Annotated in this window: 22 protein-coding genes and 1 pseudogene; 18 read left to right on the top strand and 5 right to left on the bottom strand. The window is 66.6% G+C overall.

Features of this window, described 5'->3' with window-relative positions; all coding sequences use genetic code 11:
- Window positions 1-228, bottom strand: a 228-nt coding sequence (locus tag GOHSU_RS16615) for a fructose-bisphosphatase class II (protein WP_245551732.1), incomplete at its 3' end; no start/stop codon positions are given.
- 163 nt (window positions 229-391) lie between these two features.
- On the opposite strand from GOHSU_RS16615, the gene GOHSU_RS11585 reads away from it, so the two are divergent.
- The 18 genes from GOHSU_RS11585 to GOHSU_RS11500 all read left to right on the top strand — a co-directional run bounded on the left by GOHSU_RS11585 (window position 392) and on the right by GOHSU_RS11500 (window position 18300).
- Complete coding sequence (locus GOHSU_RS11585) at window positions 392-1069, top strand: hypothetical protein (protein ID WP_005941670.1); 678 nt, start codon at window positions 392-394, stop codon at window positions 1067-1069.
- A gap of 89 nt (window positions 1070-1158) precedes the next feature.
- The gene (locus tag GOHSU_RS11580; protein ID WP_245551731.1) at window positions 1159-2478 is read left to right on the top strand and encodes an ABC1 kinase family protein; all 1320 of its coding nucleotides are present in this window, start codon (window positions 1159-1161) and stop codon (window positions 2476-2478) included.
- A gap of 110 nt (window positions 2479-2588) precedes the next feature.
- Window positions 2589-3566 carry an alpha/beta hydrolase fold domain-containing protein gene (locus GOHSU_RS11575; protein ID WP_005941665.1) on the top strand — a complete coding sequence of 326 codons (978 nt, stop codon included), beginning with the start codon at window positions 2589-2591 and terminating at the stop codon, window positions 3564-3566.
- Window positions 3563-4390, top strand: coding sequence for an MlaE family ABC transporter permease (locus tag GOHSU_RS11570; protein WP_005941661.1), 828 nt, complete (start codon window positions 3563-3565; stop codon window positions 4388-4390). The genes GOHSU_RS11575 and GOHSU_RS11570 overlap by 4 nt, the downstream gene beginning before the upstream one ends.
- Window positions 4390-5256 (top strand): ABC transporter permease, encoded by an 867-nt coding sequence (locus GOHSU_RS11565; RefSeq protein ID WP_005941658.1) that lies wholly within the window; start codon window positions 4390-4392, stop codon window positions 5254-5256. The genes GOHSU_RS11570 and GOHSU_RS11565 overlap by 1 nt, the downstream gene beginning before the upstream one ends.
- 4 nt (window positions 5257-5260) lie before the next feature.
- Window positions 5261-6313, top strand: coding sequence for an MlaD family protein (locus tag GOHSU_RS11560; protein WP_005941656.1), 1053 nt, complete (start codon window positions 5261-5263; stop codon window positions 6311-6313).
- On the top strand, window positions 6310-7314 hold the full coding sequence (locus GOHSU_RS11555) for an MlaD family protein (protein WP_005941653.1): 1005 nt from the start codon (window positions 6310-6312) through the stop codon (window positions 7312-7314). The genes GOHSU_RS11560 and GOHSU_RS11555 overlap by 4 nt, the downstream gene beginning before the upstream one ends.
- Window positions 7311-8348, top strand: coding sequence for an MlaD family protein (locus GOHSU_RS11550; RefSeq protein WP_005941650.1), 1038 nt, complete (start codon window positions 7311-7313; stop codon window positions 8346-8348). Before GOHSU_RS11555 ends, GOHSU_RS11550 begins: the two co-directional genes overlap by 4 nt.
- A 3-nt stretch (window positions 8349-8351) precedes the next feature.
- Window positions 8352-9476: an MlaD family protein gene (locus GOHSU_RS11545; RefSeq protein ID WP_005941647.1), complete on the top strand. Its 1125-nt coding sequence runs from the start codon at window positions 8352-8354 to the stop codon at window positions 9474-9476.
- Window positions 9473-10483, top strand: coding sequence for an MlaD family protein (locus GOHSU_RS11540; protein ID WP_024332946.1), 1011 nt, complete (start codon window positions 9473-9475; stop codon window positions 10481-10483). Before GOHSU_RS11545 ends, GOHSU_RS11540 begins: the two co-directional genes overlap by 4 nt.
- Before the next feature lies 1 nt (window position 10484).
- A complete protein-coding gene (locus tag GOHSU_RS11535; RefSeq protein WP_005941641.1) occupies window positions 10485-11438 on the top strand; it encodes an MlaD family protein in 954 nt (317 codons plus the stop codon).
- Between the two features lie 124 nt (window positions 11439-11562).
- Window positions 11563-12276 carry a hypothetical protein gene (locus GOHSU_RS11530; protein WP_155821179.1) on the top strand — a complete coding sequence of 238 codons (714 nt, stop codon included), beginning with the start codon at window positions 11563-11565 and terminating at the stop codon, window positions 12274-12276.
- 42 nt (window positions 12277-12318) lie between these two features.
- On the top strand, window positions 12319-12795 hold the full coding sequence (locus tag GOHSU_RS17270) for a DoxX-related protein (RefSeq protein WP_005941635.1): 477 nt from the start codon (window positions 12319-12321) through the stop codon (window positions 12793-12795).
- Window positions 12796-12856: 61 nt separating this feature from the next.
- The gene (locus tag GOHSU_RS11520; protein WP_005941632.1) at window positions 12857-14398 is read left to right on the top strand and encodes a flavin-containing monooxygenase; all 1542 of its coding nucleotides are present in this window, start codon (window positions 12857-12859) and stop codon (window positions 14396-14398) included.
- Window positions 14395-15270, top strand: coding sequence for an SDR family NAD(P)-dependent oxidoreductase (locus GOHSU_RS11515; protein WP_005941630.1), 876 nt, complete (start codon window positions 14395-14397; stop codon window positions 15268-15270). The genes GOHSU_RS11520 and GOHSU_RS11515 overlap by 4 nt, the downstream gene beginning before the upstream one ends.
- 16 nt (window positions 15271-15286) lie before the next feature.
- Entirely contained in the window at window positions 15287-16873 is a 1587-nt protein-coding gene (locus GOHSU_RS11510; protein ID WP_005941627.1) for a flavin-containing monooxygenase, read from the top strand.
- A gap of 73 nt (window positions 16874-16946) precedes the next feature.
- Window positions 16947-17672 (top strand): TetR/AcrR family transcriptional regulator, encoded by a 726-nt coding sequence (locus GOHSU_RS11505; protein WP_005941625.1) that lies wholly within the window; start codon window positions 16947-16949, stop codon window positions 17670-17672.
- A complete protein-coding gene (locus tag GOHSU_RS11500) occupies window positions 17662-18300 on the top strand; it encodes a TetR/AcrR family transcriptional regulator (protein ID WP_005941622.1) in 639 nt (212 codons plus the stop codon). Before GOHSU_RS11505 ends, GOHSU_RS11500 begins: the two co-directional genes overlap by 11 nt.
- A gap of 17 nt (window positions 18301-18317) precedes the next feature.
- Here GOHSU_RS11500 and GOHSU_RS11495 read toward each other — a convergent pair.
- From GOHSU_RS11495 to GOHSU_RS11480, 4 genes and pseudogenes are all read right to left on the bottom strand, one after another.
- Window positions 18318-19235 (bottom strand): annotated as a pseudogene (locus tag GOHSU_RS11495) (IS982 family transposase).
- A gap of 115 nt (window positions 19236-19350) precedes the next feature.
- Window positions 19351-19680: a nuclear transport factor 2-like protein gene (locus GOHSU_RS11490; protein ID WP_005941617.1), complete on the bottom strand. Its 330-nt coding sequence runs from the start codon at window positions 19678-19680 to the stop codon at window positions 19351-19353.
- Window positions 19681-19690: 10 nt separating this feature from the next.
- Window positions 19691-20263 carry an SRPBCC family protein gene (locus tag GOHSU_RS11485; protein ID WP_024332942.1) on the bottom strand — a complete coding sequence of 191 codons (573 nt, stop codon included), beginning with the start codon at window positions 20261-20263 and terminating at the stop codon, window positions 19691-19693.
- 17 nt (window positions 20264-20280) lie between these two features.
- Entirely contained in the window at window positions 20281-21855 is a 1575-nt protein-coding gene (locus GOHSU_RS11480; protein ID WP_005941611.1) for a flavin-containing monooxygenase, read from the bottom strand.
- Window positions 21856-22006: the final 151 nt, after the last annotated feature.

Here is a 22006-nt window from a genome sequence, read left to right as displayed (position 1 = left end):
GATCACCACGGTGCCGCGCATCGAGACGGTGGACAGGAGCTCGCGCATGGCGTCCACGGCGGCGCCGTCGCCGGCGTTCTTGTCGCCGCGGCCGACCCAGCGGCCCGCCGCCAGTGCGGCAGCCTCGGTGACGCGGACGAGTTCCATGGCGAGGTTGCGGTCCGGGGCTTGCTTCGACATGGTGTCGGCTCCTTGCGTCGTTGCTGGGATCGCCTTTGATTCTGTCATGACCTGCGATTGGCCCGGGCCCCGACCCGACTGCGGAACCGGACGTGCCGGAGGGAAATGCCCGCCCGATCCGGGCATGGAGGTGGGCGTGTCGCGAAACGGGGTTCCATATTAAGAGAATGACGTGTCAGGCTTGATATACGTGAGGTGAGGGGCGAAGTGCATGGCAGCGAAGACCGGGAGCACCGCGAGCGTGGCACCGAGGATCGCCGAGGGCGACGAAGCCCTTTATCGGGTGGACATCGGGTCGAGGAAGGGGGCAGTGGTGGTCGCCCATCGAGTCGATGAGCCGGTCGGCGTCGAACTTACGACTCGCACCGTGGCGACTGTGAACGGCGAGGACATCACCATCGTCGTCGATCAGCGTTTCGTTCGGGCGGGCGATGCATTGCGCGCCGTGGATTGTGTGGCAGTGACCTACGACGGGGATCGCATGATCGCGCGCGAAGAGGTGCCCCACGGCGGGAGGGTGACGTCCGTCCCTCAGGGGCTATGGCCGATCGTGGTGTTGCTGACGATGGTGCGCGGAATGGATCTGACGCCCGGACGACGGCGAGTGCGCTTCTGGCCCGGCGATCGGCGGCATCGGTCCGTCGGTGTCCGGGTGGGACGACGGACGGTCCGGAAGGTCGGGGAGAGGCGGGTAGGGGTGATCCCGCTCAAGGTGCGGCCCGGGGCCGCCGGAGTCGATGCCCTGGTCGGCGTGCTCGTCTCGGGTCGGCTCCAGAAGGTGGAGATTCTTCTGGAAGCCACGCCCGCCCGCAGGACGGTGGCGATGAAGTTCCCGACGGGCCCGTTTCCTTGGCACGCTCGCGGTTACCTTGAACTCGAGACCGAATGAGGCAGGGGGACGGCGTGAGCAAACGATCGGGACCAGACGGGTCGCGGGCCGGCGGAGGCCGGATCCGTCGCGGAACCCAATTGGGGGGAGTGGCGGCCAAGCATGCCGCCCGCGTGGCCGCGACCACCGCGACCGCGCCGTTCAAGTCTGCCGAAGACACCGACTCAGCCCGCGACCGCAATGTGCTCAAGCTCGCGGACGACGTGGTCTCGGTGGTGGGTGGAATGCGTGGTGCGGCGCACAAGCTCGGCCAGGCTCTCGCGGTCCTTGATCTGGGAATCGCGACCAGGGCGACACGGGAAGAGTTCCAGAGCAGGCTGGAGCCCTTGTTCGCGGCGACCCCGCCGTGGAACGACGCCGCGATGATGCGGGTGCTCGATCGGTCGTTGGGGGCGCGGCGCGGCGACATCGTGGAGCTGCGCGGCCCGATCGCGGCGGCCTCGATCGGTCAGGTCTATCGGGGAACCCTGAGGGACGGCCGCACCGTCGCCGTCAAGGTCAAGTATCCGAACGTGGACATGATGGTGCGGGCCGACATGAAGAACCTGAAGATGCTCACGCGGGTGCTCACCAAATACGTGCCTGCGGCGAATATGCACCAGCTCATTGAGGAGGTCGCGCGGCAGATCACGCGCGAGCTCGACTTCGTTGCCGAATGTGCGAATCAGACGATGTTCGCTGATCGATACGCCGGGCATCCGGCGTTCCGGATTCCACGTCCGATCCCGGAACTGTGCACTGATGTGGTGCTCGTCAGCGAGTTCGTCGACGGGCTCAGCTTCGACGAAGCATGCCGCCTGGATCGGGACGACCGCGACCTGATCGGTGAGACCGTCTACCGCTTTTACTGCGGGGAGATGCACCGCACGGGCACGTTCTCGGGAGATCCCCACCCCGGCAACATGATCATCCTGCCCGACCGCACGGTGGCCTTCCTCGACTTCGGGATGACGATTTCACTGACCCCGGACGAACTCGCGATCGAGCAGCAGGTACTCGGGTCGCTGCTGATCGGGGAGCGCGAGCAGGCCTACGAACTGGTTCGCCGCGCGGGATTCATCGCCGACCCGGAGGCACTGGACGCCGAGCGGTTCATCGAGTTCGCGATGGCGGCGGTCGGCTGGCAGATCGACGACGGCGAGATCACCATCACCGACGGAACGGCGCGCCGGGCCGCGATGGCCGCGGTGTCGCCGCACGGCGGCTTCATCGGTTCGATAGGGAGGCAGACGTTGATCGAGGGTCACAGTCTCGGTCGGCGAAACGACCTGGCGACGTGTTCGCTCCTCGGCCGGCTCCAGGCGACGGCGCCCTGGTCGCAGATCTCGCGAGAGAACCTAGGGATAGCCGGGCCGGCCACCCCGCTGGGGCATGAGATCGCTCGCTGGATGTCGGAAGGCGCTCGATGACGGCGCCGGGTGAGGGTGAAAGCGACACCCGCTAGACTTTATGGAACTGGTGTGTCAGTCTACTAAATGTCGGTTCGATGTGAGGTGGGCGAGTGAAGCGAGTGCCTGTGATGAATGACACTATCGTGTGGACCTATCCGAAGCGGAGTCTGGTCTCCCGGTTCGCGGCGGTCGCGGTGCGCATGGTCGCCCGGCCGGTCATCGGGATGTGGGCCCGGCTGCCCGGTCTGCTGTGGCCGTTCGGGGCGCTCGAACTGTTCGCCGCCGTTCTGCCTGCCGTTCGAGGAGTGACACGTCATCCGGCTAAATTGCCGAACTGCGGGGGCGAATGGATCGTCCCCGAATCCGGCCGGCGGTCAGGAGTCATCCTGTACCTGCACGGCGGTGCTTTTCTGGTGGGCGGTATCCGGAGCCACCGTCGGCTGGTGTCTCGTCTGGTGAAAGCCACCGGCGTTCCGGCGCTCTCCCTGAACTACCGTCAACTGCCGGGATCGCCGGCCAGCCAGTCGCTTGCGGACAGTCTCGATGGACTCAAGGAGATCGTCGCCTCCGGGGTGCCGGTCGATCAGATCGTCGTCGTCGGAGACTCCGCCGGAGCGTATCTGGCGGTCCGCACGGTCCTGGCCGCCCAGCGCACCGGGCTCGGCAGTCCGGCCGGGCTGGGGTGCCTCTCACCGTTCTTCGACCCCGACCCGACGTTCAAGCTGGAGATGCCCAACGCCGATAAGGACCCGCTGTTCCCGCCCTCGGCCCTGAGAACGATGTGGCAGCAGCTTCTCGCGGCGGAGACCGATCCCACCGATCTGGCCGGGCTCCGGGAGATCGTCACCGTTCCGTCCGCTGTCCTGGCGGCCCTGCCGCCCGTCCTGATCCAGGTCGGCGCCGAAGAGGTGCTGCGCCCCGACTCGGACTGCTTCGCCGCCTATTCCTCGGCCGCAGGCGGTGACGTCCGGCTCGAGCTCTACCCGGGGCAGGTGCACGTGTTCCACGTCGCCGCGGACATCCTGCCGGAGGCCCGGATCGCGCTCTCCCGGATGTCGGCGCACATCACGAACTGTCTCGCGCCGGCCCGAAGCGTCGCGGCGTGACCCTGGCGACCCGCGCGTTCGACCGGACGGACGACTACGTACAGCGGACGGTCGTCGGATCTCTGGCCACCTTCGGCCGCGCCGTGCAACTCGCGGTAGCGGCGACGGTGCTCGGACTGACCGATGTGATCCGCGGACGGTTTCCCTGGCGGGACTTCATCTCGCAGACCTGGTTCATCATCACGGTGACCGCGACACCGACCGTCCTGGTGTCGATCCCGTTCGGCGTGATCGTCTCGGTACAGGTGGGCAGCCTGACCCAGCAGGTCGGTGCGACGTCCGTGTCGGGTGCCGCAGGCGGGCTCGGCGTGATCCAGCAGGGCGCCCCCATGGTCGTGGCGCTCCTGCTCGGCGGTGCGGCCGGTGCCGCGGTGGCCTCCGATCTGGGAGCGCGAGTGATGCGTGAAGAAATCGACGCGCTGCGGGCGATGGGGATCGACCCGGTCCGCCGCCTGGTCGCGCCGCGAGTGGGCGCGATGCTGGTCGTGGCGCCGCTGATCTGCTTCCTCACCATCGTGATGGGCCTGCTGGCCGGATACCTCGTCGCCGTGACGATGCAGGGCGTCGCCCCCGGATCGTTCCTGTCGTCGTTCGCGTCGTTCGCGTCGTTCACCGACCTCGCGATTGCCGTGGGGAAGTCCCTGGTGTTCGCCTTCGTGGTCGCCATCGTCGCCTGTCAGCGCGGGATGGAGACCAAACACGGCGCGAAAGCGGTCGCCGATTCGGTGAACGCGGGGGTGGTGATCGGCGTGGTCGCGGCCTTCGCGCTCAATCTCGCCATCACTCAGGTGACCACCATGTTCTTCCCACCGAGGGTGTTGTGATGGCCTCGCGTTACTACCCGCCGCCGATCGGTACCGCCCTCCGCGGTGCCCGCGCCGTGTCGCGGCCTCCGCTGGACGGCGCGGCACTGATCGGTCACCAGGCGTACTTCGTCCTCCAGGTGATCCGTTCGGTGCCGGTGACCGTCACCAAGTATCGGCGGCAGGTCCTGCTGCAGATCGGTTCGATCACGTTCGGCAACGGCTCCATCGTCGTCGGCGGCGGCATGCTCGGGGTGCTGGCCTTCCTCGGCATCGCGGTCGGCGGCACCGTGGGTATCCAGGGCTTCGCCCTGCTCGACATGGTCAACATGGGGCCGCTGACGGGGTTCGTCTCCGGCTATGCGACGACGAGGGAGCTGGGGCCACTCATCGCCGCGGTCGGGTTCGCCGCACAGGTGGGCTGCCGGATCACCGCCGAAGTGGGCGCCATGCGCATCTCCGAGGAGATCGATGCGCTGGAGGCCTCGGCGATCCGTCCGCTGCCCTTCGTGGTGACCACCCGGGCGGTGGCCGGCGTCCTCACCATCATTCCCCTCTACCTGATGACGCTGATGGCCGCGTACCTCGCCTGCGAGTTCCTCATTTCAGTGGTCCATCAGCAATCGGCGGGTACCTACGAGCACTACTTCAGCACGTTCGTGTCGCCCACCGACGTGCTGTACTCGATCATCAAAGTGGTCGTGTTCGTGATCGCCATCGTGCTGATTCACAGCTACCAGGGCTATTACGCGATGGGGGGCCCCGAAGGAGTCGGCACCGCGGCCGGCCGTGCGATCCGCGCGAGCCTGGTGGTCGTGGTGACCCTGGACATGCTGCTCACCCTTCTGCTCTGGGGCTTCGACTCCGGCGTCAAGGTATCGGGGTGATCGCGTGCCACTGTGGGTAGATCCATCCGGGCGCGAGCCGAAGACCGTCGCCTTGCGGCTCATCGGGGCGGCGGTCACCGTCGTGCTGGTGATCTCGGGGCTGTTCCTCGCCAAATGGTCCAACGGCGACTACGCGGACCGGTTCCGGCTCACGCTGGTGACCGATCGCATCGGCGACGGGCTCGCGGTCGGCGCCGATGTGAAGTTCCGCGGCCACCGTATCGGCGAGGTCGAGTCCATCTCGGTGGACCCGGACGGTCAGCAGCGGGTCCTGCTCAGTGTGCTGCCGGCGCAATCGGCCGGATTGACCGCCGACGTGATACCCGCGTACATGGCGCCGAACATGTTCGCCGGCACGGGCGTGGAACTGGTGTCCACGGGGCGCGACGATGCACCCCTACGGAACGGGCAGACCCTGAACGTTCCCTCCGGCGGCACCTCGCTGGGGACGTTGACCAGTGTGCTCGGGCGGGTCGGCAAACTCACCGCCACCCTGGGCGACCCCTCGGTGTACACCGCGCTCGATAGCCTCCTGGACCACAGTGAACCGGCCATCGGACTGGTCAAGGAAGCGATGCCGCTCTTCGCCGGCCTCGCCGACGATCAGGAGATGACGGTCGGCGACATGCTCTCCGATCTGAACACCCTTCTCGGTGTGGTGACACCGGTCGTGCCGCCCGCACTCGCCCTGGTCGACGAATCGCTCGATGCGACGGCCTATCTCGATGAGCCCGACGGGCTGCCGGACGTGCGGGCCGGTATCGACGGCCTCAGTAAACGCCTCGTGGTCCCGCTCGGCCGCATCCTGGGCGAGAACCTGGAGCCGATAGATGCGCTGATCCAGGTGGCGCTGGACTTCGCGGTCCCGATCGTCGTATCGGTCGGTACCGTTCCGCAGGCCTATTCGAAGCTCACCCGACTCGTTCGGAACACCGGTGACGCATTTGTCGAAACCGACGACGGAAAGGTCCGGCTCTTGGTGGACGTCCTGCTGACCAAGACTCCGCAGATCGCGGCACCGTTGCTGTCGAAAGACACCGGACGGGGGGACCGATGAAACCGTGGCGCACCGCCCTGACGCTGGTCGTGGCCTTCGTCGTGCTGGTCGGGTCGGCGAGCCTGGTCGTCGCGCGCATCATGATGGCCCCCGTGCCCGGGGACAAGGTGGTCTACACCGCGTTGTTCACCGATGTCTCGGGTCTGTACGCCGGTGATTCGGTCCGGGTGGCCGGCGTCGCCGTAGGCAAGATCGAATCCGTCGAACTCGACGGCGGAACGGCGCAGGTGCGCTTCAGCGCACAGGCCGACCGGCCCCTCGACGCGACGACGCGAATCGCCGTGCGCTACCAGAACTTGGTGGGACAGCGTTACCTGGAGGTCATCAGGACGCCGGATGCCACCGCGCGGCAGGACCCGTCCGAACCGATTCCCACGACCCGCACGGTGCCGTCGTTCGACGTCACCGAACTCTTCAACGGCATAGCCCCGCTCATCGGTGAGATCGATCCGGCGATCCTGAACAAGTTCGCCGGCAACGTCGGGCTCCTCCTGCAGGGTGACGGGCGCGGCCTCGGTCCCGCGGCCGATGCGGTCGACGAGATCGTGTCGCTGGTGAAGCGGCGGGACGTGGTTCTGCTGGGGCTGGTCGACAACATCAGCACGCTCGCCGAGCAGATCGAGGGTCGCTCCGGGCGCGTCGCGGAGCTGGTGACCCAGCTCAACAGCTCGATCATGCAGTTCACCACGCGGATCGCGACCGTGATCGAGTCGCTCGACTACGGCGATCGCGTCCTGGTCCCGCTGGTGGACCTGGTGGAGACGCTGCAGGGGAGCTATGACTCCAACTACGGACCCCTGGATGCCTTCTTTCACCGCGTCGTGCCGTTCTCGCCCCAGCTCCTGCAAGGGCTCGAGGCCATCCCGGGCCTGCTCTCCGGAATGAACGACGGCATGACGCGCAATGCCGCCGCGACTTATCACTGCGCCGGAGGGCGACTTGATCTGCCCGTGATCACGAACCTGCTGATCGGCGGGCGAGAGGTGGTGGTCTGCCGATGAGACAGACGCGTGGAGCAGATCTTGCCCGCGACATCCTCGGAATCGGACGGCCCGGGGATGCCGAGACGGCCCGCCGTCAGCAGATCGGTATCGGTGTGGTCGCCGTCGTGATCGTCGTGGTGACCACGTTGGTGCTGGGCCTGATGTACGTGCGCCCTCCCGGCTATCAGCGGTTCTCCGCCGAGTTCGCCAACGCCTCCGGTGTGCGCACCGGTGATCAGGTCCGGGTGGCGGGAATCGAGGTGGGGAAGGTGGAATCGCTGCGCGTCGACGGTGATCGCATCCGCGTCGGCTTCACGGTGCGCAACGGCGTGTCGATCGGCGCCGACACGTCGATCGCGGTCAAGCTGCTGACCCCGGTCGGCGGCAGGTTCCTGCAACTATCGCCCAAGGGGGAGCGGCCGCTCGGCGACACCGCGATCCCGGCCGAGCGGGTGACCGGCACCTACGACCTGACCTCGATCCTCGAGGAGGCCACCCCGAAGGTCGAGGCCCTGGACGGATCCACCCTGCGCACCGTCATCGAGCGCACCCACGAAGGGATGAAGGCGCAGCCGTGGCTGGGCAGGGACGTCCTGGACGCTATCGCCGACCTGACCGACGAGCTCTCCACGCGTTCGGACCAGTTGCATCAGGCTCTCGGGGTGAGCGACGAGTACGTGGCGGCGACCGCCACGGACCGCAAGGTGCTCTTCGAGCTGGTCGCCAGCCTCGGTGAGATCGGACGGGATCTGGGCACCCGGCACGTGCAGGTGCGCAGGGTGTTCAATCTGCTCACCAGGTTCTTCCGTTTCCTGGAGCGCCCGGTGCTCGCGTACGGGGAGCGGATCGAAGGCCCGGTTCACGACATCGCCGACATGCTCGAGCGGCTGGAGCCGAAGGCCGCGAACATCGACAAGGCACTCGCCGATGTCGAGAAGGCACTCGCGGCTGCGACATCGGTGCTCGGCCGGCAGGGGATGCAGATCGACCAGGGCTCGCACACGGTCACCGGCGTATCGCTCTGCGTACCCGCGCCCGGAAGGGAGTGCTGACACATGAGCAACGAGCGGACATCCGCACAACGCCGGCGTCGTCTGACCGCGGCCCTGGCGGTGCTTCTGGTGCTCGCGGTTACCGCCGCCGGCGCCGCGTGGCTGGCGTGGCCGAGAGTGAGCAGTCAGATCCTCACCCGGTCGGTGTGTGCGGACTTCACCGACTCCGCCGGGCTGTACAAGGGCAATTCGGTGGCCCTCATGGGCCTCGGCGTCGGGCAGGTCGCCGCGATCGAGCCCCGCGAGTCAGGGGTCCGAGTCCGGCTGGAGATCGACCGTGAACTCGCCCTGCCCGCCGATGTCGGCGCCGTGATCATCGACGGTTCGATCGTGGCCGACCGGCGCGTCGAGTTCGACAGGCCGTACTCGGGCGGACCGACGTTATCCGGCGACACGTGTATTCCCGACGAGCGCACCAAGACGCCGCGGGGAGTGAGTGAGAGTTTCGCCGCCGTCGACGGGCTGCTCGACGACGCGATGGGCAGCGACGGCGTCCTCGCCGAACTCGGCGGCACCGACGATCTGGCCGAGGTGATGGACGTTCTGGACAAGAACTTCTCCGGCAAGAGCGACAAGATCGTCGCGCTCATGCGCCAGATGGTCACCGCGCAGGGGAATCCGGCGACGGTCGATGCGGCCATCCGGCGGATCCTGGAGAACAGCGACACGCTGCTGACCGAGGTGGAGGCGCAGTGGCCGGACGTCGAGCGCGTGATCAGGACCGTCAACGGGGCAGGTCTGGCCTTCACCGCGTTCTCCGAGGAGTTCACCGGAACGCTCACTTCGGCGGTCCGGTTCGTTCCGGTGCTCAGCCGGAACGTGGAACGGTTCGGTGACCGGATCCTGGGCGTGGTCGACCTGATCACCCCCTGGGTGCGTGTCCTCGCACCGTTCGCGACCCGGCTCGCACAAGCCGTGGCTCAGTTGCCGGGCCTGGCCACGGTGACCGATCACCTCTTCGATCCGGACTCCGGAGCGTTCCGGATCGGGTGGACTCCACCGACGGTCCCGGTCTCGGCGACCGAGGCGACTGCGGTGTGCACTGTTCTCGGCCGACCGGACGATTGTGCCTCCTCGCGAGCCGCACGCTCGGGTCTGATTCAGCTGATCATGGGGAGTGGCCGATGAGATGCATCGGAAGAACCTGCCGGGCCGGGCTCGCCGTCCTCCTGGCGACGGCGTTGGCACTGATCCTCTCCGGGTGCGCACAGCTGTTCGGGATCGCCGATCGCGAGAGCACGTACCGGGTGGACATCGAGTTCGAGAGTGCGCTGAACATTCCGGCGGGCACCCGCGTGCTGCACAACGGGGTTCGGGTGGGAACGCTCGGGCAGGTCCGGCTGGAGCACGACGTCGCGGTGACCTCCGTCGACATCGATCAGGGCGTCCGGCTGCCGGTCGACACCGGGGCGGAGCTCCGCCAGGAGACCCTGCTGGGCGACCTGTACATCGCGTTGTCGACGCCGGACGACGACGGCGGACCGTATCTGTCCGATGGCGGACGCATCCCGGTGAAGCAGACCTCGCCCCCGGACAACGTCGAGACGGTGATGGTCAGCCTCTCCCAATTCCTCAACGGCGGGATCCTCGTGCGGTCACAAGCGTCGATCGCCCAACTCAACGACGCGCTGCCGGACGACCCGGAGGAGCTGTCCCGCCTCAGCCGGCAGGCTGCGGCACAACTGATCGAGGTCGGTGGTGCGACCGATGCCATCGATGCCGCGCTGCAGAAGGGGGCCGCGTTGGCGGAGACCGTCAGCGAGAAACGGGAGACCGTCGAGCGGGTGCTGACGATCGGCCCCGATCGTTTCGCGAAGATGCAGGGGCTGTTTCTGACCCTGGTCGGCCTCATCTCCGATCTGCGCGTACTCACCAAGCCCGGTGGTGACCTACTCGTCGAGCCGACCCATTCGGATCTGAAGAAGATTCTGGCGACCGCGGACCCCTGGCTGATGGAGATCGCCGACGCGGACAGGTCGGTGCTGGACAACGCCGGCGCGGTCCGGGATCTACTCGCCCGGAAGATCACGCCGTTCCTGCGGGACGGCGGCGAACTCGATGTGCGCCGGATCGATGACCGGAACGGGCAGGCCACCCAGGTAGCCGACGTCCTGCGAGCGATCGGGGTGGTGTGAGATGAAGATCGGCAAAGGCCTGCTCGGCTGCGCGGTTCTGGTCCTGGTCCTGGTGATCGCCGTGGCCTACATCGCTCTGGGCGTTCTCGATCTCGATCCGCGGAAGCAGACGTACGAGGTCACCATCAGCATGGACCAGACGTCGGGCCTGATGGACACCTCCCTCGTGGCGCTGCACGGAATGAAGATCGGCAATGTGCAGCAGATCAATACACAGCGGGACTCGGTTCAGGTCCGGGTCGCCATCGACTCGTCCCGGCAGATCCCAGCCGACAGCACGGTGATCGTGCAGAATCTTTCGGCGGCCGGCGAGCAGTACCTGGATTTCCGGCCGCAGCACAGCGGTGGACCGTATCTACGGGACGGGGCCAGTATCGGGTCGCAGCAGGTCAGCGATTCGCCGACCGTCGGTACCGTCCTGGCGAAGGTCGACCGCGTCGGCCAGTTGCTCGATCCGGGGGTGGTCGCCGAAATGGGTGAGTTGCTCACCACGATGACCGACGACGAGGCCGTACTGTCCGACGCCGCGGCGACTCTGGAGCTGGTACGAGGGACGGTGCGCGACAAAGGACACCTCATTCGCCGGATGTTCCGACTCGTCCAAGAGCTCGACAAGCGCTTCATGACGATGGGCGGGCCCGCCCTGCTGCGTCCTGTCGCGGCGACGCTGGATCGGCTGGCGCCGGCGATGGGGGAGGTGCTGACCGAGGTCAACAACTTCGCCATCATGTCGAAGTCGACGAACGTCTGGAACGGTGTGATCGGGCCGTTCATGGATGGACTTCTCCAGCGCCTGGGGGTTCTGCTGCCGGAGTTCGGCGGCATCGCGGGCGCGCTGCTGCCGGTCACCGGGCAACTCCGCGGCATCCGGGTGAACATGAACGCCTTCACCGACTTCTGGGGACGGGCGTTCCCGAAGGGCGGGCCGATGCGGGTGCAGGTGACCGTGCGGTGAGCGAGTCGAAGGGCAGGGCGGGAGGCAGGCCGTGGCGAGAACAGACGGTGGCGAGAACAGACGGTGACGAGAACAGACGGTGACGAGAACAGACGGTGACGAGGAAGACGTGGACGAGACAGACTTGAAAGACTTGACGGTCGAGCAGGACGGGAACACCGGGCAGCAGGTGGACCCGGAACCCGAACCCGCGAAGAAGAGGTCGAAGAAGAGACGGCTGCGGGCCGAACTCGATCGGGAACGACAGCGGGCCCGCACCTGGCGGTTGCGGGCCCTGGCCGGACTCGTGGTCGCCGGACTCCTGCTGGTGGCGGTGGCCGGTCTGACCTGGAGCCGGGTCGCGATCGGCAGCGAAATCGACGACATCCGGGCGACGGCCAGCGCCGACAGCGAGCGCCGGGCAGCGGCGACCGCGGCGGCCGAGGAGTATGTCACCAAGTCGTTGACCATCGATTTCGAGAACGCCGAGGCGTACGTGAAGAGCCTCGCGGAAGGAACCACCCCCGCCTTCGGCAAGACCTTCGACCTGTCCGAGGGGGAGGCCGGCGGTCTGACACTGGAACTGATCCGGCAGCTGAGGATGAAGTCCGAGGGCGAAGTGGCGTACACGATGTTCGAAGGCGATCCCGAATCACTCCCCGCCGACGGCGAGCCATGGAACTTCGTGGTGGTCGCGACACAGACGGCAACCACGGTGCAGCAACCCGAGCCGTCTACATCGGCGGTGATCCTGCGCGTGGTCGTGGTTCACCTCGACGGGCAGTGGCTGATCTCCAGTTTCGCCCCCGACCCCAAGGTTCAGACCGGCGAGGACTCGCCGGTCCCCGGAGCGAACTGATGATCACTCGACCAGAAATGACGAACAACGAGAGGAAACACCATGACTGAGAACACGTCGGCTACCGAGGTGGTCCACCGGGAGACGCACGCGCCGGTGCGCACTCAGATCCGCGGGTTCGATCCGCGGGCACTCGTGATGCGAGTCACCAGGAGGATCGCCGCACTCAACCTCGTGGACATGGCGTTCCGCGTGGCGGGGGTGAGCCTCACGAGTGCCGGGCTCGCGCATTTCGTCGCGCCGAAGCTGTTCGCATGGATCACGCGGCCGGTGTTCCCCGAGGACACCGGACAGTGGGTCAAGGTCAACGGGGCCGCGGAGACGGGGATCGGGTTGGCGCTGCTCGACCGGCGTACCCGGACCGCCGGAGTGATCGGTGCTCTGGTCTACGTGGCGCACCTCGGTAGCCGGGCGGTGACGGCCATCGGGGCACAGCTCAACCCGCCGGAATCCGAGACGTCGGCGACGGAAGAAGTGCTGGTCATCGAGGATTCTATGCCGGAGCCGGCCGCCGAATAGCGCGTGCTTGAATTTATGGAACTGACATGTCATTCTAGACGTGTGAATCTTGGAGGAACTCATGACTGAACCGAATCACCTCGTCGCCGTCATCGGTGCCGGGCCGGGCGGGATCTGCGCATCGGTCCTGTTGAAGAAGCGTCAGATCACCGACTTCGTGATCCTGGAGCGGGAGGCCGACTTCGGTGGAAGTTGGCGGGACAATCACTATCCGGGGCTGGGGGTAGACGTCCCCGGCTTCACCTACCAGTACTCGTTCGCCCGCAATCCGCGGTGGAGCCGGATGTTCCCCCGCGGCCGCGAGGTGCACGAGTACCACCGCCGCGTCGCTCGTGAGCACGGTCTGTATTCCCACGCCAGGTGGAACTCAACCGTCGTGAAAGAGGAGTGGGACGACGCGAACGGTTTCTGGCGCCTGAGTCTGGACGACGGCTCGGAGGTGACCGCCCGTTTCGTGATCTCCGCGGTCGGTGCCTACCTGAAGGCCAAGGAAGACCCGGGGATTCCCGGTCATCAGGATTTCGCCGGGCACGTGCTGCGTCCGAACGCCTGGGATCACGACTACGACCTGTCCGGCAAGCGGGTGGCGGTGATCGGCACCGGTGCCAGCTCGGTGCAGATCACGCCGTCGATCGCGCCGGAGGTGGCGTCGCTGCAGGTCTTTCAGCGCACTCCCGTCTGGGCACTGCCGAAACCCGACTTCCCGATGACCCGCCCGCTCCAGGTCGGGATGGCGTTGCCCGGCGTCGGCTCCCTGCTGTCCGGCCTCGCCCACATCCTCGTGGAGTTGGCCTTGCGGCTGGTCTATCAGACTCCGCGGCCGCTGTTTCGTGCCGTGGCCCCGCTCTTCGACAAGGCTGCTCGCGCGCTCTACCGCGGCTACCTTCGCGGAGTCGTCAAGGATCCGGCCGCTCGTCGCGCCCTGATGCCCGGGTACGGCGTACTCGGGAAGCGGCCGACTCTGTCCAACAGCTTCCTGCAGGCCTTCAACCGGCCGAACGTCGAGCTGGTCGACACTCCCATCGACCGGATCGTGCCGGAGGGCATCGTCGACGCGAACGGCCGGCTGCACCCGCTCGACGCGATCGTCATGGCGACCGGATACCACCTCTTCTCCGATCCGGAGAGCTACTCCGAGGGCGCGGTGGTCGGCCGGGACGGCTTCGATCTCGGCGTCTTCTACAACACCGAGCGCCTGCAGGCGTATCAGTCGGTTGCGGTGCCGAACCTGCCGAATCGGTGGATGCTCGTCGGACCGTACTCCTGGATCGGGACCGGATGGCATGCGCTGGTGGAGATCTCGTCGACCCACGCGGTGAACGTCATCGCGGCGGCGCTCGCCGGCGGCGCTGAGGTGGCCGAGGTGACCGAAGAGGCGCATCGCGAGTACCACGAGATGATCCGGCGCAACGACCAGAACATCGACTACTACTTCAATACCCTCAATGCCGGGCTGCGGACGTACTACGTGAACTCCGCCGGCGACATGCCGTACATCCGGCCGACCAGCCTGTTCGAGGCGCAGAGGCAGAGCCGAGACGTCGACATGTCGGCCTACTCGCTGCGGACCGTGAACGCGAGCGTCGAGGCGGTGTCGGCATGAAGTTCACCGCCTTCCCGGTCACGGGAGCCGTTGCACTGGTGACCGGCGGCGCGCGCGGAATCGGGTTCGCCGTCGCCAAGCGCCTGTCGGCGGCCGGGGCTCGCGTCGTGATCGCCGACCTCGACGGCGCGGCCGCGGAGGCCAGCGCCGCAAAGCTCGGCGGGGGAGCGACCGGATTCGGTCTCGACGTGGGCGACCTGCGCGCGTACGAGAACCTCGTCGACACCGTCGAAGCCACCGTGGGACCCGTCGACATCGTCGTGAACAACGCCGGAATCATGCCGGTGGGGCCGTTGTCCGAGGAAACCATCCCGGTGGCCGAGGCGGCCATGCGGGTGAACTTCTGGGCGCACTACTACGCCTACCGGATTCTGGCACCGCGCATGATCGGGCGGGGCCGGGGGCACTTCATCAACATCACCTCGGCAGCCGGCGGCATCCATTCGCCCGGATTGTCGACCTACGTCGCCAGCAAGCACGCCGCGACCGGATTCGGTCGCAGCGCCCGCGAAGAACTGGTCGGGACCGGCGTGACCCTCAGCGTGGTGATGCCCTCGGCGGTGAAGACGCAGTTGGTCGACGGCATCCCCTTCAAATGGTGGGAACGGATCGGCCTGGTCTCCCCGGCGCTGGTGGCCCGTCGTGCCGTGGGGACCCTGCGCCGCCGGCCGGCGGTGGTCGGGGCTCCCCGGGGCACCGTCCTGGGCCTCCGGGTCTACCACGTGGTGCCCGAGTCGCTCTGGCTTCTCGGTCGCCGCTGGACCGGCGCAGACCGCACACTCGAGCCGATCGACCGGACGGCGCGGGCAGCCTACGACGGCCGGATCGAGCGCCAGGCGATCTCCGCCGGCGCCGGTACCGATCACCTCTGACCGAAAGGAGCCCTCGATGGCGAAGAAGAACAAGGCCGCGCGCGGCGCGCAGACCATGGCCCGACCCGACCACGATGTCGTCATCCTGGGGGCCGGCTTCGGCGGCCTGGGGCAGGCGATTGCGTTGAAACAAGCCGGGATCGACGACTTCGTCGTCCTCGAGCGCGCCGAAGGCGTGGGCGGCACCTGGTACGCCAACAGGTACCCGGACGTCGCGGTCGATGTTCCGGGAATCGTGTACCAGTTCTCCTTCGCGAAGAACCCGGACTGGTCACGGACCTTTCCCAAGGGGCGCGAGGTGCTCGCCTACATCGAGGGGCTGGTCGACCGGTACGGTCTCGACGGCCACCTGCGGCTGGGACACGATGTGGTGCTCCGCGAGTGGGACGAGGAGAACCAATGGTGGCGCGTAGGCCTCGCGGACGGCCGGGTGCTGACCGCGCGCTTCGTGATCAGTGCGATCGGCGCGTTCGTGGAGCCACGCGTGCCCGACATCGCCGGACTCGATGATTTCGAGGGCACGGTGATCCAGACCCAACAGTGGGACGACGACTACGACTTCGCCGGGAAACGCGCCGCCGTGATCGGCACCGGAGCGACCTCGGTGCAACTCGTGCCGCAGCTGGCGCGCCGGGCCGCGCATCTCGACGTCTACCAGCGGCGGGCGATCTGGGTTTTCGCGAAACCGGACTTTCCGATACCGGCCGCAGTCCGTGCCGCGTTCCGCCGACTGCCCCTGCTGCAGAGCCTCATCAGAGGCGTGGTGGCGCTGGCCGTCGAAGTCGGTCTGGTCGGGATCACGGTGTACGGCAAACAGATCGCTCCGCTCACCCTGATCCCGAACTGGGCGTGCCGCGCGTTCTTGTTCACCCAGGTTCGGGACCGAAAGCTCCGCAAGAAGCTCACCCCCGACTACGGATTCGGCTGCAAACGGCCGAGTGTGTCGAACATCTACTATCGGACCTTCGCCCGCGACGACGTGGAACTGGTGACCGACCCGATCGAGCGGATCACGCCGACCGGGATACGCACCCGGTCCGGCCAGGAGCGCGAGATCGACGTCCTGGTGCTGGCGACCGGATTCGAGATGTCCCAGAGTCCGGATCCCTATCGGCGCCGGCCGGTGCGGGGCAGGGATGGCTTCGACCTCGCCGAGTTCTACGAGAACAGCCGTGCGAAGTCGTACGAGGGCGTCTGCATGCCCGGGCTGCCGAATCACTTCATGGTGTTCGGCCCGTTCGCCTGGAGCGGCAGCAGCTGGCACGTGATGGTGGAGAACTCCATGCGTATCACCACGCGGTTGATCAAGGAATGCATGGCGCGCGGGGCCGCGTCGGTGGCCGTCACCCCGGAAGCCACCGACGAGTTCTTCGAGTTCATCTCCGAGCGCGGCAAGGACACCCTGATGCACGGCAAGGCGTGCATCGGCGCCAACTCGTACTACATCGACAAGCACGGTGACTTCGGATTCTTGAGGCCGACGACGGCATATCAGTCGACGCGCGCCAGCAAGCGGCTGGACATCTCGCACTTCGAGTTCCGGAACGCGCAGGGCAGCGAAGCCGGCTCGGACTGGGTGCGGCAGGCACAGACGGTGGGATGAAGTGAGCCTCCCGGCGGCGCGCCATCGGGCCGAGACGCTGAGCAGGGCCCACCACCAGATAGAATCTGGTCTGATGTTCGAATCAGACCCGCCGGTGGAGCCCGCGGAGAAGCCTCCGGCCCGCCGCGGCCGTCCCAAGTCGGTGGGCTTACAGGAGCGTCGTCGGTCCGAGCTGACACTGGCCGCCTACGATGTCTTCGCCGAGGTCGGCTACGACGAGGCCGCGGTCAGTGAGATCGCTCGACGGGCCGGACTCGGGCAGGGCACGCTGTACCGCTACGTCGACGGCAAACGCGAGCTCCTCGATCTGGTGGTCGATCTGTGCATCGAACGGCTGATGGAAGCGGTGGCCTTCGACGATCTCCTGGACGCGGCGAAGGCGCCGGACAGCGACGCGGTGAAGCAGTTGCTCACCGACGTCGGTGACCGCCTGTACGGCCTGGTGGACGAGGACCCGCGGTTGCTGCGGATTCTGACGGCCCAGGCCGCCGCCGTGGACCCCGAACTGCGCTACCGCATCACCAGCCTCTACAACACGCTCGATTCCATGGTCGGCAAGCTGGTGGGGGAGATCAACGGTCGCGGCTGGCTGGCACTCGACGCCGATCAGATGGAGGTCCTGATCAGAGTCGCCCCGGCGCTGGCCGTTCCCGGTCTCGTATTGGTGCTCACCGGTGATGACGACACCCCGGAACGCCGCGAGGCGTTCGTCTCCGCGGCGTCGAAGCTCGAGCGCTACGGTATTCTCCGGCGGCCGACCGGCGGGGCGAGTGTCGAGCGGGGCAATCGTGACCGCTGACAGGGGACACACGGACAGGGGGCGCAAGGACCAGCTGCTCGATGCGGCGCTGGCGGAGTTCGTGGAGAACGGTTACGCCGCGGTCGGCGTCAAGGAGATCACCGCCCGTGCCGGTGTGAGCCACGGGACCTTCTACAACTACTTCGACAACCGGCGGCAGTTGCTGACCGTCCTGGTGGAGCGCGAGTTCGCTGATCTGCTGGCGGTGTTCGATGACGCATTCGCCGACCTCCATAAGCCGTGTACCGAGGAGGGGCTCCGCACGTCGATGGAAACCGCGACGCGAGAGTTGCTGGAACTGGTGCAGCAGCGGCCGGAAGTCTTGTCGTTCATCCTCATCGATGTCCCCGGTGTCGACCAGGAAGGCCTCGAGGGTCAGATCGAGATATTCCGGGAAGCCGGCCGGCGAGCGGGCGAGTTCTTCCGCCAGGCCGTCGTCGACGGCCTGGCGGACCCGGAACTGAACCTGGAGTTCGCCGGACAGGCCTGGGTCTCGTACCTGTTGTCGATCACCGGTCCGGTCTTGGTCGACGACCAGCAGGTGGACGATATTCCGCGGACCGCGGAGATCATCGTCGACTTCCTGCTGCACGGATCGCCGAAACAAGTCGAGCTCTTGCGCGACTGAGATGATTGATTCCTGGGTCAGTGGTCGTAAGCGGTGAGTGATCGGCGGATTCGTTTGCCGAGGGTGTCGTTGTGCCAGATGGCTGCTGCCATGGCCAGGATGCGTTGAGCGATGCGGGCGAAAACGCCGGCGGTGGTGCGTCCGCCGTGGCGTTCGAGGTCGAGTTGACCTTTGAGGGTCTCGTTGACCGATTCGATGATCTGACGCAGCGGCTTGAAGAACTGTTCTCCGCTGCGGGGTGGTTCACCTTTGCGGGCCGGGCGCAGCACGGTGATCCCGGCGTCGGCGAGCTCGGTTTCGAACTGGTGGCCGTAGTAGCCCTTGTCGGCGATGATCGTCGGGCGATTGGCCTCGACTAGATCAGCTAATCCTGTTGTGCGGTGAGAATGTCGTGTAGGGCGTGACGTTCGTCGGCTTTGGCTCCGGTGAGGGTCCAGCCCACAGGGACGCCGTGGACGGTGGTGAGCAGGTGCAGACGCAAGCCCCAGAAGAAGCGGGAGTGTGAGGCGCAGTAGCCGTACTCGGCCCATCCGGCCAGTTCCGAACGCAGTGCGGTCTCGCGGGACCGGCCACTCGACGGGAGTGGAATCGGCGACCCATACATCGTCGTCACCGACGCTGGTCAGTGTGGCCAGTGTCCGGGTCTTCCACGCCATGGTCGGCGCCAGGGCCCGCAGCCGTTTGTTGTAGCCCGGTTGCTGGGGCAGTGCCGGGAACAGTGGGCGCAGATTGCGGTGGGCGAAGCGGAGCCAGCGTCGTTCACTGGTGTAGCCCAGCAGCGCCTGCATCGTCGCTACCGTCAGCAATTCGGCGTCGCTGATGCGGGCGGTGAATCCACCGGGCGGGGGCGGTGAGCGGCGTTCAGGATGTGCGTTCAATAGGTCGTCACAGGTCACGTAGAGTGCGGTGGCGAGGTCGTCCAGGTCGGTGGCCATGTCGGCTCCGGAGTCGATGTCGGTGTTAGCAACATCGATCCTGGTCGGCCTCGTTCTTTAGTCCCACGCGACACACCAGTCACACCACCGGGAATCACTCATCTGAGGCCGCAGGTCAGCCTTCGCGGATCGTCATTCTGATGATCGAGCTGGCGCCGGTGCGAAAAGCGAAGCGGCTGCGGCCGTTCGCGTGGTTGCTGCGCCAGTCGCCGACCACCACGGTCTCGTTCCCGTCGGAGAAGACCTCCTCGGGGGCGAGGGTGCCACGGGCGCCGATGAATTCCTTGTCGCTCCAGGCCTCGATCTGGCGGCGGCCGATGAACAGGCGACCCCAGTCGTCGACGGTGCCGTCGGTGATGAACGAGTTCAAGAATGCCTCGTTGTCGTGACGGTTGACGGCGGCGATGAACGAGGCGATCGGTTCGGGAATGGTGTTCTCGGACATGGGATCTTCCCTACTTGTGGAGTTCTGTCTGGTATGGGCGGCCGATGAGGGTCTCCGGCGCGCCGCCCAGTCCTTCGCCGATCTCTCGACGAACGCCCCGGAGGCCGAAGCGGAAGACCGCGCGCATGATCGGACTGAGCCATCGCAATGGCAGCGCGCCGATGAAGCGGGGCTGCACACCCATCGTCCAGCTGAGCCGGGATCCGCCACCGGGCCGGGGGTGCACGGCGTATTGCTCGCACCACGTTCCGAAGAACGGCAGTGTGGCGTCGACGGCGGTGTACACCAGGCGTCGTCCCGGCTCCCAGATCAGGATCTCCTCGCGCTGGGCGTAGATCATCCAGTGATGGAGGTACATCTGGAAGTCGCGCACGGTTCCGGGCCCGATGGTGTCGCCCGCGGGGTAGCGGCAGCCCCACACGGTGGGCAGCCACGACCACATCCGGTCGGACGAGATGGCCTCCCACAGGGTGTCCACGTCGATGTCGGGGTAGTCGTAGTCGACGTGGGTGCGGAACGGTGCGCGGTCGAGAAACGCGGGAGCCTGGTCCTCAGTGACCGGACGTGTCGCCGCGAACCGCAGGCGGGCGAACGGTTGCATCAGAGGGCTCCTGCCTCGGCGGGGGCCGAGGTCACCGGCTCTGCGGGGAGCGGTGTGTCATGCCCGGTCTGATACGAGTAGTCGGCGCGATCGAATCCGACGCTGCGCCGGCGCGACTGATAGATGGTCCACGGGCGGACATAGACCGCGTCCCCGTGGGAGTTGACGAAGTAGGTGTTCGAGCCGTGGCAGTGCACGTCGAAGTAGTGTGCGAGGTTGCTGCCCTTCTCGACCATGTCCAGGTGGAAGCCGTCCTGTGCCTCGCGGGTGACCTCGACGCGAGTCGCCCGCCGGCCGCGGGCCTCCGCCAGTGCGGCGGTGATGTGCCGCGTGGCGTTCTCCAGGATGTAGTGGAAGCCCGTTCCGGTCCACGAGTACGGCCCGACGAGCGTCCATCGGTTCGGTAGTCCGTGGACGGAGGTGCTGTGGTAGGCGCGCAGGCCGACGGTGTTGTAGTACTCGCCGAGGTCGAACCCGTTGTGCCCGATCACGGTGTCGACCTTGTAGGACTCGGGATCGGAGAACATCTCGTAGCCGGTGGCGAGGACGAGTACGTCGATCGGGTGCCGGACACCGTCCGCGGTCACGATCGCGTCGGATTCGATGTGATCGATCGGCGTGGTGTGCAGGTCGACGTTGTCGCGGTTGAAGATCGACAGGTAGCCGCCACCGAGGGTTCCGCGGGTGCATCCGGGGCCGTACTTGGGTCGCAGTTTATTGCGAGTCTCCTTGTCGCGCACGCAGATGCGCAACCAGAGGTCGTACAGGCGGAGGCCGCCGACGTCGAAGGCCTTGGCCCCGGGATTGAACAGTTGCCGGGGTGTGTAGATCAGCACCCGCAGTCCGGCCTCGATCACGGCGAGGATCACCTCGTGCAAAGCCCCCGATAGTTTTGGGAGCCGCAGCAGCCGCCGCATCCATGCGGGGGTCCGGAAGTCGGGTTTGGGGAAGTACCACTGCGGGGTGCGCTGATAGACGTCGAGATGGACGGCCTTCTCTGCCAGCTCCGGCGCGATCTGCACGGCGCTCGACCCGACTCCGATGATGGCGGCCCGCTTGCCGTCCAGCGGATAGTCGTGGTCCCAGTCGGCGGGGATCATCACCTTGCCGCCGAAGTCGTCGAGGCCGGCGATGTCGGGGTTCTTCTTGGGGTTGATGTAGGCGCCGACCGCGCTGATCACGTGGCGTGCCATGACCGGAGGCCCGGATTCGAGGTGGAGTATCCAGCGGTGGTGCTGCTCGTCCCATTCCTCCTTGACCACGTTGGTGTTGAACCTGGTCTTGTGGTGCAGTCCGGCGTCGACGGCCAGGCCGAGGTGATACTCCTGAATCTCCGCCCCCCGCGCGAAGAAGTGCGACCAGTCCGTCTTCGGGGCGAACGAGAACTGGTAGGCGAGGAATGGGATGTCCGCTCCCACGTTGGGGTAGGTGTTGGCGCGCCAGGTGCCGCCCATGCCTTCGCTTCGTTCCAGGAGGACGAGATCGTCGATTCCCATCTCCTGCAGCTTGATTCCGGCGCAGATGCCTCCGGCACCTGCGCCGATGATCGCGACCTCGACATCGACGTCAGCCATTGAGTGTCCCTTCTAGGCGGTTCCTCAGCTATCCTACATTTATCGAACTGATATGTCAGTATCTCGACCGAACGGGCGTCGGTTCCGCGAAGGGCTGTCGTCCCAATCTGATCTGGCCTACCATTAGTATGTGATACTTAAAGAACCAGTC

Source organism: Gordonia hirsuta DSM 44140 = NBRC 16056, assembly GCF_000333015.1.
Classification (GTDB): Bacteria; Actinomycetota; Actinomycetes; order Mycobacteriales; family Mycobacteriaceae; genus Gordonia; species Gordonia hirsuta.
The sequence above is the reverse complement of the archived record's forward strand: the minus strand, read 5'-3'. Positions and strand labels throughout refer to the sequence as shown.